The sequence below is a fragment of the Paenibacillus sp. MY03 genome (genome assembly GCF_002165585.1).
GTDB lineage: Bacteria > Bacillota > Bacilli > Paenibacillales > Paenibacillaceae > Pristimantibacillus > Pristimantibacillus agaridevorans.
This window is the reverse complement of record NZ_MXQD01000001.1, coordinates 264,627-282,308: the sequence shown is the minus strand read 5'-3', so window position 1 is coordinate 282,308 and position 17,682 is coordinate 264,627. Positions and strand designations below refer to the sequence as shown.

General features: G+C 51.4%; 6 protein-coding genes. 4 read left to right on the top strand and 2 right to left on the bottom strand.

Annotated elements, in window-relative coordinates; translation table 11 throughout:
* Positions 1-40 precede the first annotated feature (40 nt).
* Both B1748_RS00905 and B1748_RS00900 read right to left on the bottom strand, forming a co-directional pair.
* Complete coding sequence (locus B1748_RS00905; RefSeq protein ID WP_143810210.1) at positions 41-7,720, bottom strand: S-layer homology domain-containing protein; 7,680 nt, start codon at positions 7,718-7,720, stop codon at positions 41-43.
* 24 nt (positions 7,721-7,744) lie between these two features.
* The gene (locus tag B1748_RS00900) at positions 7,745-13,069 is read right to left on the bottom strand and encodes a DUF5011/hyalin repeat domain-containing protein (RefSeq protein WP_087565976.1); all 5,325 of its coding nucleotides are present in this window, start codon (positions 13,067-13,069) and stop codon (positions 7,745-7,747) included.
* 789 nt (positions 13,070-13,858) lie between these two features.
* On the opposite strand from B1748_RS00900, the gene B1748_RS00895 reads away from it, so the two are divergent.
* The 4 genes from B1748_RS00895 (at position 13,859) to B1748_RS00875 (ending at position 17,674) form a co-directional block, all read left to right on the top strand.
* Positions 13,859-14,491, top strand: coding sequence for a M15 family metallopeptidase (locus tag B1748_RS00895; protein ID WP_373271235.1), 633 nt, complete (start codon positions 13,859-13,861; stop codon positions 14,489-14,491).
* A gap of 136 nt (positions 14,492-14,627) precedes the next feature.
* Positions 14,628-15,854, top strand: coding sequence for an SPFH domain-containing protein (locus B1748_RS00890; protein ID WP_143810209.1), 1,227 nt, complete (start codon positions 14,628-14,630; stop codon positions 15,852-15,854).
* Between the two features lie 6 nt (positions 15,855-15,860).
* On the top strand, positions 15,861-16,598 hold the full coding sequence (locus B1748_RS36260) for a hypothetical protein (RefSeq protein WP_143810208.1): 738 nt from the start codon (positions 15,861-15,863) through the stop codon (positions 16,596-16,598).
* Between the two features lie 599 nt (positions 16,599-17,197).
* Complete coding sequence (locus B1748_RS00875) at positions 17,198-17,674, top strand: hypothetical protein (protein ID WP_087565973.1); 477 nt, start codon at positions 17,198-17,200, stop codon at positions 17,672-17,674.
* The last annotated feature ends 8 nt before the right edge of the window (positions 17,675-17,682 follow it).

Genomic DNA, 17,682 nt, shown 5'->3' with positions numbered 1-17,682 from the left:
CAGGTGCCCTGCCTCCGCCTCTTCTAGTTTTTATCCTTCGTTACTGTCCATGCTGTTCAGTCAGCCATTGCTGGAGACGCGTTGCGATTAGCGCAGCTTGCGCGCGGCTCAATTCGCCGTTTGTATTGAGATTACCGTTCGAGTCACCGCCGATAATGCCATGCTTGACGGCTAATGCGACGGATGCTCTTGCCCATTCCGGAACGCTGGACCCGTCTCCGTAGCGAGCCAGCAAACTCGCAATCTCCGCTTCAGCCGGTCTTCCTTCGGCATCGTATCGCTCTAGCAGTCTTCCGATCATGGCCATGCCTTGCAGACGGGTCAGCGTCTGGGCAGGCGCATAACTTCCATCCTCCATGCCGGTAACCAAACCTAGCTTGCTTGCGATGCCAACGCTGCGGTAATACCAAGCACCGGAAGCCACGTCCGGGAAGGAAGCGTCCGACCCTTGCGTCATCAAGCCAGCTGCACGAAGCAACATCGTCGGGAACTCGGCGCGGGTTACGCGGCCGTTTGGATCGAATTTGCCTTGACCTTTGCCCATGACAAGAAGCTTGGAGGCTGCTTCCCCAATCCCCGCTTTGCCCCAGAATGCGTCGGGAACATCGGAGAATTCCGTCGTTCCAGACAGGAAGTACAGACTCCCCAGGCCTGTCAGCGCGACGTCCGCATATGCCTTGCCGTTAACCATGACAAGCTCCCATGGCACCGGAGTCCAATTGCCATCCGCCGACACGAGCATAACGGAGGTCAATTCTCTCAGGCTAACGCCATTCGGAATCGCGACGCGAGACCATCCTTGCCCCTCCCAGTCGTCATCGTTCACGTTAATCGCTATGCTTACTCCAGCTCCCTTGCCCAGTAGCTTCGCTTGCGCGGAGCTCGCAATTACGCCGGCATCGCGAATGCCTTCAATGCCGTTTGGCGTGATGGCAATATCCAGGTCTCCCTGCACCTTAAGCAACTGTTCCGCGCTTAGCGTCAACTTCGCTCCAGGAAGATCGATAACGACCGACTTTCCAATCGCTGCGGTTGTTTGGACCACATCGCGTTCGACGCGGATCAAATATCCCGTGGACTTGGCGTTGTCGGAGCCGATACGCAAATCGCCATCGTTATCCTTGACATGCTCGGACTTAATGACCGCCGACAACATATCTCCGATCCACTGCGCTTCAACTTGCGCTCCGTTGATGGACAGGGAACCCGGCTCAACCGTTTCTTCGCCGCCCTCTTCGCCTTTTCCAGGACCGATCGGCCCAATTGGACCACCTGGACCTCCCGGACCGAAACCGCCGCCTGGCGTCCAGACAAGCGCATTAATCGCATTCGAAGAAGAAACGGCTTTTTTATCCAAGGAAGTACGTTTGGCAACGATGATTTTGTCGCCCGACTTCGCTTCGATCGCCCCGCCTTCCGGCAATAGCGTCCAATTCGCGAGATCATCGCCGAATGCGGGTTTGGAAGGCGTCGCGCCGTCCGAGAACAAACGGTAAACCAATTGATAGCCGAGCGTTTCGCCAGCATCCGTCACAACGACTCGAGTACGCCCACTCTGGCCATTAACCAGATTTGCGTAGGCAGAGACGGACTGAAGCGTTGTTGGCTCTACCTCTTGTACCTGAATCGGAAGGTAAGACGTTAACCTTACGTCCTCCGATACGCGGTAGGATACCTCGACTAACGATGCTCCGGTCGAAAGACCAAGCGCGGAGCCATCCTCGTCAAGCAACACGCTCTCTCCCGTCATTAGGCGGTATTCCAGCTTGGACAACTCGCTACCTTTAATCGCGACTGTTTTGAATAGCTGCTTGCCGTCACCCGATTTGCCATCCGGATAACGAAGTCCAGCTTCAATTGCTTTCTCTTGGCCAGGGGCGACTGTCATGCTCCTGAGCACAAGACCGACTGGTACGGCAAAACCATCGTTGGTCACGTTGACGATAGCGCTGTTCTCGTTGCCTGCGCCATCTTTCGCCAAGAACGTCAGCGCGATGTTCGGCTCGGACGAATTGACCGGTACGTTGCCGCTGAAGCTGCCATCTTCCGCCGGACGGATCGTTACCCCTCCGACCGTCAAGACGGCGTCGTTGCTCGTCCTTCCTGCAACCCTTATCGTTCCGCTCGATGTACGGGCTCCCGTCTGCGGCTCCGTAATGTACAGAACAGGCGCTTCCGTATCCACGGTTACGTACAAGATCGTAATTCGTTTATCCTTGGTAACGGTGTTCCTCGCCATTAACTCTACTGCGTAGATACCATCAGCTTGGAAATGATCGAAACTCAGCGTTCCTCTGCTTCCGCTACCCGAATTCGTCAGCGCAGCGCTGCCGATCGTTTGCCCGTCGAATTTCGCCTCGATTTCGATGTTCGGCTGGTCGGAAACGATCGTAACGGTCTGTTTCGTCTGATTCGTCAACAGCTCCATCATCGGGCCGAATCCGGTATCGCTCGATAAACGAAGTTTCGGTTCAACTGGCTCAGGCAAAAGTGTCAGCGCGCTTGCCGTTGCCTCCGCGAAATGATAGTTCTCGTTTTTGTCGTGCGACTTCGGAGGTTTCGTAGCCGAAGTGACGCCAACCATGTAACGATTGTCTGTTTTCAGCCCCGTAAATTTAGCCTCTCCGTCCGTTCCGGCGGATACTTCGGTCCAACCGCCGATCATAATGCCTTCATAGCGGCCGGTCGACGCGTTCCAATTAGACGCCAGTTCGCTTTCCGTAAAGAGCAATTCTCCGAAGTTCTCATACGGCGCAGGCTTGCCATCCTGCATCGTTTCCGCATGAATGACATAGCTGTGTTCGTAGCTGGCATGTCCTTGTTTCTTCGCCGAAGGCTTGAAGGAAAGGGAGAACATGCCGTTGCCTGCCGGCTCCACGCGCACATCGCTAACCGAGTTAGGAGCAAGCGGGTCAATAATTTCGAACTTCTGCGTGGAAGTCATCGTGTCGAAGGCCGCATAAGATTTCAACTCGGCCCTCAAGTAATAATCGCCCTGCTGCAACAAGCCGCGAATATCTTCGGTATCTCCCAAAAGTTGAACCTTCGTTACGTCAATCGTGTGACTGCCTCTGCCGCCGGTTCCAACGGGGAGGTCCTTCGCGATCAGCAGCCCTGGATCACCAGGCTCCAGAATTTCGGAGGAATCCGCCCCCGGCTCTGACGTAGAGACGGAATCCTTGCTCAAATAAAGACTTACAGTGTCTCCATCTTCGACGTTGCTTACGTTCCAGGAAGCATTAAACTTGTTGGAGTCGTTGGAGTCGACCTCCAAATCGACGCTTGTCAACTCAGGAAGCGTAGGCACGGACAACAGCTTGCTGTCGACCGGTGTCTCCGATGTCAGCGTCCATGTTCCGGTTGCTTTCTGCTGAGGCACGATAACATATAGCTTGCGGGAATCCACCCCGTCGCTTGCCTGTTTGGCAGGAATCCATTGCGTAAAGGCGTTGGCCGACGGATCCGTATTATCGTTGTCGATGATGATCTGGTAAGGCTTCCCCGTACCGTCCTTAAGCGTCAGCTTCGGAAGCTCTGCCTGATCGTAAGTGATCTCGATCAAAGCGTTGCCGCCTACTTGCGTCATCGGAATCTGATGAGTCCGGCCGCCGTTGGTCGTCGTAATGCCGCCAATGCCGACGTTCATCGTGCCTTGGTCGATCATCGTGACGCCGTTGCCCAGTTCGCGATACACGATCTCTTGATTTTCTTGTTCAGGGGACAACCATGATGTTGCCACGGTCTCAATGCCCTGTCCGATTACCATAAGCTGCGAGCCCTTCTCGGGATCCTCGAGAATCATATGCATGAGTCCATCCGGCAAATCTTCGTTGGACGTACCGAACTCGACTCCGCCGCCCCAATAGTACGTAATGCCGAGGCTGATGAACAAAATGCCCACGCTGCCCCAGATTTTGTCGTTGTTAACGCCGAAGAATACGCTCGATAGCGGCATGCCGCCTACGATTGGAACGCTGCTCGGCACCTGAACCTTCGCGCCGATGAAGCCTTCAAAGTCGATTCTGTTCTTCTCCAGGTTCTGTCCGACGAATATGCCTGCTTTGCCGATAATGACATCCCAGCCCATAACGTCGACCTCGGCTCCGACCCGTACGAACCATGGAGTGACCCACTGGGCTTCAAGCAACGCCTCCGTAATCATCGGCATCAAGTCATCCCCATCTGGACTCGTGGAGAAGTCCAGCTTGCCCACAATCTTGATGCCGGTTCGTTTCAGCGTCAAGTCGATATCGCCAAAATTATATGCTGGAGCGATACCGAATCTCAGGGATACCCCGGCCTCCAGCGTCAGCGGGAACGGATCGTCCTTCGTACCGCCCGCGATCGTGTCGGCCAGCTCTCGAATCGCGCCGCGAATCGCCGTCAGATAAGTGGCGCCCGTAATCAATACGCCTGGTTTTGGAAGTGTCGAGCTGAAGCCGATCACATCCGGCAGAATTCGGCCGTCATCGACCTTCTTCAAGGCAAACTCGACTCCAACCTCCATCATGTTGCTGAGCTCGGCATTGAATTCCAGTCCGTAATAATTGTTAATGCCCTCTACCTTTTGCTCGTAGTGGGTAATGTCAATCTGACCGCCTACGCCTTCCGCCTTGCTATCCGGCTTAATAAGACCCATATCCTTATTCAGCTCGAATTTCAGGCTGGCGTCTACGCCAACAAAGCCCTTGCTGTTAAAGATAACGTCCTTGATCTCCGCATCCACGACCTTGAACGAAATGCCGCCGCCAAACGAGATGCCGCCTTCGCGCAATATAAAGTCGTTGAATTTAAACGTGAATCCGCCAAGAGACAGCGGCATTACAGTAAACAAGGATTGACGATTGAAGTATACGTCCTCGATCATAACCTGACGCATAGGGTTCAAGCGGGAGCCGATTGCGCCTTGCGCCCAAGCGAGAGAACCGTTCAGTGTATCATCTTCGGGATTGTCGTTCTCTTCCTCTTCGTCGCCATCTTCCTCTTCTTCCTCTTCTTCTTCCTCTTCATCGTCTTCTTCTTCCGCCCGAGGCAAGCTCTTTTGGAAGCCGTTATAGAAGTCCAACGTCCATTCGCCGCGGTGGAATACGAATCCGCTGCCCGCTACGCTTAATGTGCCGTCGCCCTTGGCAAACAGCGTGTCAAGCAGAGGAATGTCAGGATATTTCGCGCCGAACACTTCCAGATTTCCTCTTGAGAATATGAGGTCCTTTCCTTGATAGTTAACGGCATCATTGATAATGGCAGGTTCCGTCGAGGTGTCGATGATAACCTGCAGCTTGTCGTCCTTGCCGATCTCTCGAACCATGCCCTGAATCGTAACCAGCGACTCCAGCTCGTCCCGATCCTCGAAAAATTCTTCCATTTCTTCTTCGGATTCAAAAGACCTGTAATTGTAGATCGGGAATTCGCCGAATACGTCGTCGTTGTTTGTTTCGTCTACAAACAGATCGTCCACCTCGTGATCCGGGTCGATCACTCGGCTTTTCAAGGCCATAGCGGCCCAGGCCGGCACAAGCGCCAACTTGGCACTGTACAAATCGGCTCCCGGCTTAAACGGTTTGTGATACATGATTTCATTGATTTCTTCGAGATCTTCTTCACTCATATTAGAAGATACGAAGGACAGATCTACCAGATGTTTATAGATGACTAGCAGGTTGGCGTTGCGGATACGAGCTTCATCGTTTTCCGTAACCAAGAAGGTTTGAGCCGTGACGATGTCGTATAGCGCAGCTTTCTCCTTTTCTATCTCCGCATCTACGACTTCATTTTCTTCTTCATCTGTGCTTCCATTTCCGCCGGTATCTTCACGGTAATCAATCTCCACTTTGTATTCGCCAATCGGCAACTCCGGTCCGAGATCGGCTTCGATCTCGTTGCCGTTCGCGTCCACCAAGGAGCCGCCGCGGTAAGTAATAATCATATCCCCCGTAGACCCGTCATCGGTTGGCTGGATGAGCACGGAGCCCTTAACAGGAACCTTGTATCGCGCACCTGTAACAATTTCTTCGAAATACAAGTCGAAGTTGGGATCTGCTTCATCGTTCCCCGTCTCATAAGCCTCAATGTTAGACATGTTAAGAGTAATATACTTCTCATCCGTTGCAAACGCTTCATCCGGCGATAAGCCGTACACGTACGTCGCGCTTGCTTCCCCGATAGGAGGCAGCAGGATAAAGTTTGCTTTGCTGGACTGGTACTGAGCCATTACACCTTCATCTACTGGCTCCGCCTCATCTTCGCCCTGCTCGTTTTTATTAATCTTCACGGCGTCAGGATGTTCGGTTGCCAACTTCTTCAGCGTCTCTTTGCTGCTAACCGAAAGCATATATTGTTTGGTCGTCGGCCAAGGTCTTCCTTTGGCTTGCACCTTGTATGTTACCGTTATCGTGTCCCCTGGCTTGTATTTCGGTATGATGCCCTGCTCCGCCTCTTCGAATGTTGGCGTCTTTTGTCTTGTAATATTTTTTGTTCGCACGTTTTCCAACTGCGCGCTGCCGTCGGGATTTCGTACGATATTGCCAAGCTCGTCAACCCTTACGAAGCTTAAGCCGCTTTCCAATGTCATATCGATAATCATATTGGTATGTTCCATATTAAACGATGGCAGGTTCTCGATTTCCGCTGTAATGTCGAAGATTCCTTCGTTTGCATAAGCGCTTGCATCATCTAGAGTTGCAAGCTGCATGACGGGATCCATGTAACGGATCGAGAAAACTTTGTCGGGTGCAATAATCTCCCCAAGACCGTATACGGTCTCGAAGGATTGTGTTCTACCATTAGCGAGAGGCTCAGGCAACCAGTAGAAAGCTACTGCGGAGTCTGCACTCCCGTAATCGTTGGTATCGCGCGTGAAATCCAGGTTCCGATTAACCTGGTAATCCCACTTGGTGTTCGCCAGTCCGTTCCAATGGCCCACGATCATCTCGTCCACGATGTTGGTCGCGTTCTCGGAGAAGTTATTGAAGCCGTAAGCAATTACATTGGTCGCCAAAGGGTTCGTGTAATCCAGCTTATCTCGCATGACCCAATATGCCGGTATCTTGTTATTGGCGATATCCTCAGCCGGAACGCCGATAGCAGCTGGATCATGCACGAGCCTATGTTCTACAGTTAGCGGAGATTTGTATATGGTTCCATTCTGGAATTCCGGACCATCCTTGCCCGCCACCATTGTGTCAAGCAAGATCCTGGATCCCAACTCCACTTGCGCACCGCTGCGGTTCAATACTTCGTAACGTACGTTCACATTGCCCGCGTTTTTGAGATCTGCGGAATTGGAGTACAGCATCAAAATTTGTTTGATTTGTACGCCCTTAATGGACCAGATCGTCTCGATCTGTTGCGTGCCGTTCGTATTCGTAACAATTCTCGGCTTCGTCGTTTCGGAGAAGAAATTGACGCCGAATTTATAAGGGTTGCCGAAAATATAATCCGTGCCGTCAATCCGGAACGTCGTGAACGACGTCTCCGGATCGTCGCCGCGGAACAACATATTGACATTATCGTCGTTCTTGCGGATCGGCTGCCCGTCTACCGTACGGATGCCGAAACGGCCCGTTGCGTTATCCACGGTTATTTTGATATAACCGTTGGACAACTGCGTAGTATTTGGCGCAACTGCCGCCTCGATAGCATACGTGATCGCGCCGCCATGCGTAGTGATGAATAAAACGAATACGAGCGATGCGATCAGAATTTTTTTGACTAACTTCACCTTGGCACCTCCAGCCATTCTTTCTTACTTGACCGAGCTAACGAAGAACGTCGCGAATTCGCGTTCACGCTCCTGCGTGCGAACGATAATCGTATACCAGCCCGCTTTCGGGAATTCCACCGCGAAGCTTTTGGAAACAAGCTCATCGTAGGTAAGCTTCGTCGCGATCGTCTTCAACTGTCCTTCTCTGTACAGACCGGATTGGTACAGAACATCGAACGTGCCCCATTCGTTGATCATATCGGTTCCGCCAACGTTCATGCGGTTGAATCCGCTAATCGTGAACGTCAGTTTGTTGGAATCGAACAACGTTGTCTGACCTAGAGACGATGAGATCAACATGCCGTTAGCAAAAATCAAAAGTCCATCGCCGTTGACGACATACACTTCTTGCGTTACGGAAGAGGAGTTTCCTACTTCGTCGGTAGCTGTATAAGTAATCTTTTTGTGTCCGAGGGTGCTCAGATCCAGCTCTGTGACGGTTACAGTCACATTCGCAGCTTCGGAAACATTGTCGCTGACCGTGTATCCGCCCAGATCGACCTTCGCATCAAAGTTCGCCTTGTTTCTGACGACCCCGGCAAATGGCTGCGACAACGTGATGGACGGTGGCGTATTATCCAATCCTTCAATCTTGACTGCTAATTTATTTGTCTGTCCAAGAATATCCGTCAATGGCACTACGATTGATCCATTGCCCTCGATTATGCGAGTTAACGTATACTTCCCTTCGTTATCGCTAATCAAGTTCGTATATTCGCCAGCTACGTTCAATGCTGGCTTAACTCCGCTGAATACAAGATTATCCGGCATGGTCTCGCCGCTAATCGACAACTGGACCTTGCCTTTCGCATAACGTTTGCCACCGATCGTTTTGATCATGCTCTCCGGCAAAGGAACTCCATTCACGTCCACGAACGTCGTCTCTACGCTAGCAGGAATCGGAGCGGATTCTACAACGTGATTAATGGTGTCGCTCACTATAGTCGTATTGCCGAAGCTATCGCTTACCGTAAACGAGTAAGTGCCGTTTTTGTTCGTTACAATTGAGGACTGACCGCCGACCACGTTAAAATCCTTTCCTTGCGGATCGCTTTTCTCCACCGTCAGTATCACTCCGGAAGCCAAGCGCACATTTCCGGTTTCCCCCAATATCGTACCGAAGGAGACGTTAGACCCTGCTTGTCCTTCGTATGTGCGTACAATCCGAACGCTCGGAGCGGTCTTGTCGATATTCGATACCGTCGCTACGGCCATCGCTTCGTTGCCCGCTTCGTCGGCAAACCGGAAAGTAAATGAACCATTATCCGTAAACGTGTAGGTATTCCGTCCATTGTTGTTCAGAACCCGCACGGCTTCATTACTTTCGAGCTTGACAACGGCATTGCCGTTCGTAGGCGTCACGCTCATGTAGTAGATGCTTCCCACAGGAGGCGTATCGTCGATGTTGTCGACGACTACGTAGAGCTTGTCAGTCCGTGAAGTATCGCCAAGATCAGTAAGATCGAAGGCATAATAGCCATTTGCCCTGACCTTGAAAGTATTGCCGCGCTGTTCGACTCCGGATGGCGGATTATCCGCTGCCGGCTTGACTCGAACGCCGAGCGGCGGCGTAATTTGAATGTCCACTCCAGTGGAGGATTTGACCGGCTTGGTGTTGCCCAGCTTCGCAAGCGCGTAAACAGGCTCCCTGTCAGGCAATTCCCCGATGATCAGGTCTTGTAGATCTCCGCTCGGACCGCCATTCTTTCTGAATTTAAGTTGAATTTTCAGAAGTGTCGTATTGTCGGTTGGCAGCTCGACCGATACAAAATTCGTATAAGGCTGCCATCTGGACCAGATTGTCCCACCATCGGCAGAGATCGAGTATTCATATCCGCGTTTATCAGGCGAATCCAGATCTAGCTTTATGATGCCGGTATAACCATCGTTCGAATCTCCGTAGAGATGAATCAGATTAGACTTTCCACCTGACGGAATCTCGGAGTTATCCATCGCTAACGCGAATAGTCCCGTAGAGGTAATCGTCATATTTCCTGCCGCGTCCGCGGCATATGCGAATAAGCGGAAATTCACGGTTTCGCCCGGTGCGATAAGACCTTCGGCATCAATCTCGACTAGACCCGAAGCTGGCAGGTCCAGCCATGCGCCAGAGAGTGCATCGGGATCGGCGCTTCCCTCTTTAACCCATTGAAATTTACGAATGTTGATTGCAGCACGGCCCGCTTCCTCAGCCACGGCAACAGTCACTTCATGCTTCTGCTGCGGATAAGGCACGGCCGTGCGGCTAAATCCAACCGTTGGCGGCTGGTTGTCAAAGTAATAAGCCTTGGCGAACGTATATAGTCGGCTGCCGTCGCCAGGGTCGGCAACGACATGAACGTATACCATGCCGTTCAAAGCCGGATCGATCGGCAAGACGTAACCGTACTCGCCGCCAGCTACCGGCGCAGTTACGGATTCTGAATCGCCTGCTTCTCGGATGATGATTGGTTCTACCGTCGTGTAAGCCCCATCGTTGGTCGGACGGGCAACGCTGGAAGTAACGGCATACTTGACGTTAGCCGGAACAATGCCGCTGAGATAAAATTCCACTAGATGCGTGTTTACGTAATTTGGGTCCGAAGCCGGCAAGAATGCGGATCGGACCGTGGACGTGGAATCAATCGTAATCGACTGATCCAGCGGCACTGTTACTTCGTTGCCCGCTTGGTCGGAAGATTTCACGAATAGCGTGTATTTCCCGTCCTCATAGACTTGGTTCAGCGTTGAAATCGTTGCGATACCACTGCCGTTCGGCGTTAAAGCCTGCCAGCTTGCGTCGCTTGGTTGCTCGTCTTTTTTGACGAATTGGAAGGCTGCATCCCGTAGTCCGCTATGAGGATCCTCAAGCCGAACTGTGATAACAGCTTCCGCCGTCAAGTTGCCGGCAATATCCGTAAACGTTACTTCCGGTACGCGATTATCAAGCAAAAATGGCGTCATGCCGTATTGCCAGTTGGAATCGTCTTGCTTGAAATCTTCCAAACTCCAAATATCCAGATCGGCGTAATCGCCAACCGCCGCGAGCGCTTTTGCATCCGCATAAATAATTTTGTCGGGTTCGGACCCGTCGCGCTCGTCCTTCCAGGCTTGATATTGATCGGGATGGTCAGCGATATAGGTTTTCATCTTTGCATACTGCGCAAGCTCCCTTGCGGAATCCCATGTCATATCTGCTGTCCATGCATGCATATACCAGACGCCGCTGTTTGCGGGGAGCAATGCTTCCGAAGGCGGAGCAATCATACTAGTTTTGTTGTTGACGACCGCCAAATTCAAGTCCGCATATTCGCTCGGATACAGATCCTCGCGCGGCTGTTTGCCCGTAAGCGAGAAGCGCTTAAGCGCGGCATACTCGTCAATCCCCTTGTCTCCGAACGGATTGGCTTGGCTTTGGCTCCACACGTAGTAAACCAAACCAACGGACGGTGCCGCTTCCCCCGTCATGTTGGACGGCCTGTATATTCCCCGGCTCGGAAGCACAGTAGGCATTTCGATCCCCGGAATAGTCGGCTCGAGAGGAGGCACATTGATAACGGGATCGTCTGCCGCGATCGTCACCTTGCCGTTCTTTCGGTACGTTTCGGCCGTCGCTCCCTCATCCTCGAAGAAGAAACCGATCGTCGGAGGCGTGTTGTCGATCATCAAGTTCGCCCAATCGATGGTAGAGTCCATATAAGACGTATCGCCGTCGACATGGTTTCCTTTGTAATTCGCCGGTTGGAAGAGCAGGTTGCCCGCATAATCCTGAACGACCAGCGTATCCGTAGGCTTGTTGTCATGCGCTAGCATGATGACTTTGAGGAGCGGCGTCTCCAGATCAATATCGTCTGTCAACGTCGTGCTGAACAACCAGGTTTTCGTTCCCACGCCTGTTCCTGGACTTGCCTTATAGTAGGCTTTCATGCCGTTATTAAATTGAAGGAACATACCGGCGGGGTCCCATGAAGAGGTATGGTTTCGCCAAGCGGTGACCTCTTCCGTAAATTGAACTGCGAAGTCGATCGTATCATTGTCGTTGACCGTAACTCCTGTCAGTATCTCAGGTTGAATGCCGTTGCTCGTTTTTGAGTATTTCGGACGAACCGCATCAACTATGATGCGGAAACCGCTTCTGTCGAAGTTAAATGGATCGTTTACGTTTTTTCCGCGAATATGTTGATCGCTGGCGCTATCCGGCTTAATATCCACATAATTAATGACTGCGCCGTTACCTGCCGCATCAATAAATTCCGCTTCCTTTAGCTTTTCTCCAAGCAGCATGCCGTTGTTTGCGTCGGTTGTACCGCTAATCGCGGGCTCCAGTGGCAAATTGCCGCTGGTATGGTAACGAGTCCCCGTATAGTTGTATGTAATCGATTTATAATATTTTTTCAAACTGTTTTCAGTACTGTCATACTGTTGGTTAATCAGATATTGCTGTTGCCCCTGGGCAGGCAACCCCGTTCCGTCTTCGTTAACGAATAATTCGTGACGCAGGAAAGCGTCCGTATCCGGAGGTAATACATTGCCGGTCTTTGGTACAATACCGTAAGGACGAACAGGCTCGCTAAACTGATAAGTCAAGTTTATGTACTCATTTTCTTTGACATATAGTTCTTGTTGACCTGTATTAGGATTGGTTCTTTGCAATCCGTTTCCACCGAACGTATAGGCGGTTAGAACTGGAGCGACTTCGTCCTTAAAGTGAACATACATTCTGTCGACTCCGACTGGCTTTTCCTGAATGTGGTCTCGCACGCCTGCTACGCGGATCTTAATCACCGAGTCGGTCGTTATGTTGGCTGTCAAGCTGCGAGAACCTACTCCGCCGTGCCATGCTTCCTCTTCCAGCCTCTCCACTTCGATGCCATTGTTCTCGACGATCATATGCGCGTAGGTCCCTTGGTAGTTATAATTTGGGAAGCCTTCTTCGGACCAAAACAAATTAGCCCAGCCCATCTCAACTTCAGCGTGGCCACTGGCGGCAAGTTGCCTGAGAGTCTCATTCTGTCTTACATTTATTTCTAATTCAATCCAACCACCTTGGCGCATCCTAATGGTGCCACCGCTTAATCCGGCAGTCTCTACAACGTGAGTTCTATAAGAAAACCCCGGAGTATTTGCTGCAAAGTTGGAAAACATGTTGCCCGGGTCTTCTGACTGATTGCCTATCAAGGCATTACCTACCAAAACAGCCACATCCGGGATATTGTCCTTTACCGCAGCACTCACTTGTGAGATAGGCCACAACGACAAGACCAAACTAATCGCCAGCAGGATCGATATTCCTTTCCTGCTCTTCTGCATCAATCTCAACGCCGACATTCCATTTCTCCTTCTTCCATTTCGACAGGATTTGCTAGATCCGGACGAAATTCGTTTTTTTTAAAAGTATATCAGTGCGCGTTGAACACATACTGAACAAATGATGGTCATTCAGACCCAATTTACGCATACTCATGGTCTTTTGGACTATTTTTTTTTCAAAACTTTAAATAAGTTTTTGTCGAACTGGTATGGTGTAAGGAATTTGATAATCAGAGTTGTCTGGTAGAAGGAGTCATAGATGCTGGTTTGTTGAAAACGATATACTGAACTCGTGCAATCGTGGTGTTCAGAATATGTTTAACGGCCTCGTGTATGATAGAAGCAGAGAACGTCAAAAAATGTCGATAACGCCAATATTGTAGGGAAATGGCTCGAAGCTTTGGTGTTGAAAAGGTGGAATTCACGATGCTTTTTATTTTATGGAACGCACTCGGCGGCCTGCTGTTTATAATGTGCTTATTGCTTAGCTTTCGCATGATGAGAGGCTCCAAATACGAGCAAGAAGAGGTTAAGCCTCGTCACAAAGACATCGCCTGACTATTGAACTATTCATTCAACCTTCCAACATCCAGTTACTTCCTCGTTTTTCCAACTTCACTTTTACTCCCGCTTTCTATCTAAATTGAATAAAATCACCTTCTCCTCGTCGATTTTTCTCGTGGATCTTTTTTTCGTTCTACCAACTGCCGCTTGCAATCCCCAACCTTTGTTCAGTTGTATCCTCCACCCTCAAACCTTTATAGTAAAAGAATCACTATTACAGCTAACAGTTAGGAGATTCACGATATGCCCGAATACAGACCGCAGCCCACGCAACATCTCCAGCCTTCTGGCCCATGGCCGCCGCCGCATCGTCGCAGCCCCCGCGGAAAAAGCAGGAGAATTCGCAATTGGCTGGTTCTTCTCTTCCTTTTGATGTTTGTTGCCTCCATGCTTGCAGTCCGCACGGACGAACTCGGCAGAATACTGCCGTTTATACAGAAAGACGCGCCGCCCGTCACTGGTCTTCATCCCGTCGTATTAGCCAAGAGCAACGAGCTTGTGGAAGAAAGCGCAAAGATCGGCATCGGAATTCTTATTACCGACGACTTCAGAAGCCATGCCGATCAGGATACGTTGTTCGAGCAGGGACGGACGGCAAAAGGTCCAGTCGTCACTCATGCGCGCGGTGGCGAATCCTATCACAACTACGGACTCGCGATCGATTTTGCTTTGAAGACAAAGAAAGGACAGGTCATCTGGGATATGGAATATGACGGAAACCGAAATGGGGAACCAGACTGGCTTGAGGTCGTAAACATAGCAAAGGGGCTGGGGTTCAGCTGGGGCGGCGACTGGAAGGGCTTCAAGGACTATCCTCACCTGCAGATGGATTTCGGTTATTCGATCAGCGAGCTGCAGAGAGGGTATCGGCCGTAAAGCCTATTAATCTTCTAAAGTGTAAGTTCAAAAATGCCGGTTTTCAGCAAAGTTATAGCCCTCGGCCTCGATTTCGATTACTATAGTAGGAGATTATGTTGGGACGATTCTCCAACTATTTAAAGAGGTGACAGTAATGGCATTAATCGATGTTGTCAAATATGATGGTCCTTCCGATGTGTATGCCTGGAAATTCCCGGATCAAGAGTTGGGAACATGGACCCAATTAATCGTTAATCAATCCCAGGAAGCCATCCTGTTTAAAGGCGGCAAAGCGCTGGACAGCTTCGGGCCTGGCCGGCATACGCTAAGCACGGCGAACATTCCCATTCTTAATCATGTCATTAACCTGCCTTTCGGCGGCAAATCTCCTTTCACGGCCGAGGTCTGGTATGTCAACAAGGCCAGCTCGATCGATATTAAGTGGGGAACGAGTACGCCGCTCCAGATTAAAGATCCGAAATACAATATTATCGTTCCGGTGCGCGCATTCGGCCAGTTCGGCCTGACCATCGAGGACAGCCGCAAATTTTTGCTCAAGCTGGTCGGCACGATGCGAGAATTTAACAGGGAAGAGCTGAGCCGCCATCTGCGCGGCGTCGTCATGATGAACATTACGGGGATTCTGACGAGTTATTTGATCCAGAAGGGAATCAGTACGCTCGAGATCAACGCGTTCGTACGGGATCTTTCCACGCACGTGGAGCACGAGATTGCGGTGGAGCTCCAGGATTTCGGCATTAAAGTACATAATTTTTACTTTGAAAATATTAACGTGCCCGAGGACGATCCTTCCATCTCTCAACTGCGCAAGGTGCTGAACAAACGTTTGGAGATGGATGTCGTCGGCTATTCGTATCAGCAAGACCGCTCTCTGAGCATATTGGAAGGAGCCGCGAACAACTCCGGCGGCATGCAGCCGTTATTTATGAGCGCCAGAATAGGAGATTCGCTTGGCAACGCATTTGGCCCCCAAATGACACAAGTGGCAGGAGCCATGGACGTGGCGCCGCCCGGGATATCCTGTTCGGGCTGTCACACGACGAATATGCAAGGCGCGATGTTCTGCAGCGGCTGCGGCAAAAGCTTGACAGCCCCTGCGACGCCGCCCCCTCTTACGGTGCTTCCGCACAATTGCGACAAATGCGGCAAGCCGCTGGTCGCGGGAGCGAAGTTCTGCGCGCATTGCGGCGACCGATACCATGCCTGTCCCTCTTGCGGCGCCGATACGCCGGAGGGCAGCTCCCACTGCAGGGAGTGCGGAACTTCCCTGCCCAAGCCTTGCGTGAGCTGCAAAGAGACGATTGATGGCAGCGCGCGCTTTTGCAATCATTGCGGCGCCGGGCAAACGCAAGGAGGATAAACCGATATGAGGTCCAGAAACTATGCGCCGATTGCGGCGTTTATCATCTTCGTTGCCATAGCCGTCCTTACATTGGTAATCGTATGGACCGCAAGCCCGCTTCCGACGGGAGATGTGCGGTCACTGGCCGCGTTATTCGCCTTGCTGTTGGCAGAGACGGCCGCATGGCTGTACGTCTCGCGGCTTCTTCGAGGCGAGCTTCGCTCCTCAATCGCCGCCTTTGCGGCATTCGGCTATGTGGTTGCGGCTTATTGGCTGGGTACCATTATAGCGGCTTTTCTAGTCTTTCTTCCGGCCGTGCTCTACTTGAGCATCCAAGCCCTGCTGCTCGTCGGAGCGGCTCTAGCGGGAGCCATTCTGTATTTATCGAACAACCACATCAGCGGCGGCGAGCGCAGGGACGAACGTCGCACCGCCGATTGGAATGAGCTGCTAAGCGACGCTCAGCGAGCCAGAGATATGCTTCAGCTATGGAACGAGGGAGAGCGACGTTTGCTGGCGAAGGAGATGGACCAACTGGTCGACTCCATCCGCTATAGCGATCCTGCCACCGTGTCCGAGCTTGCTACCGTCGAATATACGCTTCAGATCGATTTGCGTCTGCTGACGGATAAACTAGAATCCCGAAGCGGAGGGAGCGCCGCCGAGCAAGCCGCCTCCGTTCCCGAGTTGCGCCGCGCCATCATCGGTCTTAATAATGACATCAAACAAAGAAACCGGCAGCTAGCGGCAAGCAAAGGTTAGGAAAGGAGAAACGACGTGCGCGTTCTCGGAGCTATTATGTTTATCGTTGGGGTATTGGCGACCGTAACGATGTTTCTGCCCGTGCTCATATTTATTTTTATTGAAAATGACGACATGGCTACTAAAGTTGCGGCAGCTATTATTTTATTGATTTTTTTAGGAACCCCCTGTTTTCTGCTTATTTTTTTCGGAGTCCGATTGTTTCGAAGAAAGAAACCAGCAGTTGAAGCTCCTCGTCCCTACGTTCCGGAGCCTCCGACGGCTGCTCGGCCTGCAAGACCGGCACCGGCACCGGTGCCTCCATCCGACTCTTATTCGAGCTATGAACATAGCAATAACGCACCGGATCAAGTGGATGAGTGGTTGGACACTTTAAACAGGCGGGCCAAGGAATTGAACCAACAACGAAAAGCATCTTCCAGGTCGACTTCGGAGACTTCAGAGACTTCGGCAGCCCCTTCTCCTCCTCCCGAGCCAAAGACGGCCGTATGCAAAAACTGCGGCGCCTCCAAAAATGTGGCCGGCGGAGAAAAGGCCATTTGCGATTATTGCGGCACTGTCCTGAGCTAAATGGCGCTATCTGAGAGAGGAGGGACATCATGCGCGTATGGGGCACGATTATGTTAACGATTGGCATTATTTTAGGAGCTCTGATCTTTCTTCCTGTATTCATCGGCGTTCTTATTACCGAAAAGGACACGCAAAACGTCAACTATTATTTAACTTTTACGGTTATTTTCTTCGGTGTTCCCTCCCTTCTTCTTATTCTGTATGGGAGAAAGCTTCGCCGTAAAGGGCAACTGGCAGCAGAAGAAAACTTCCGTCAGCAGCAATTGCGAAACGGTGCGTCGGAATACGCTGCATTTGGCGACAGGGCAAGGCAAGCCGTACGCCGACCGGCTATGGAGACCATGCAGAACAAACATAACGTTCCGCAAACCGCACCAAAGCTGTTTGTACCGAAAGTAACTGCGCCTCCTAAGACGGTCATATGCCGAAACTGCGGCGCATCCAAAAATATGGTCGTCGGACAAGAAGCAGCCTGCGATTATTGCTCCACCATATTAAAAGCTTAAAAAGAGCG

Excerpts from the sequence above, each read along its gene's own strand:
- B1748_RS36260 (WP_143810208.1), top strand. The coding sequence starts at position 15,861 with ATGAGGTCCAGAAACTATGCGCCGATTGCGGCGTTTATCATCTTCGTT.
- B1748_RS00895 (WP_373271235.1), top strand. The coding sequence starts at position 13,859 with ATGCCCGAATACAGACCGCAGCCCACGCAACATCTCCAGCCTTCTGGC.
- B1748_RS00890 (WP_143810209.1), top strand. The coding sequence starts at position 14,628 with ATGGCATTAATCGATGTTGTCAAATATGATGGTCCTTCCGATGTGTAT.
- B1748_RS00875 (WP_087565973.1), top strand. The coding sequence starts at position 17,198 with ATGCGCGTATGGGGCACGATTATGTTAACGATTGGCATTATTTTAGGA.
- B1748_RS00900 (WP_087565976.1), bottom strand. The coding sequence starts at position 13,069 with ATGTCGGCGTTGAGATTGATGCAGAAGAGCAGGAAAGGAATATCGATC.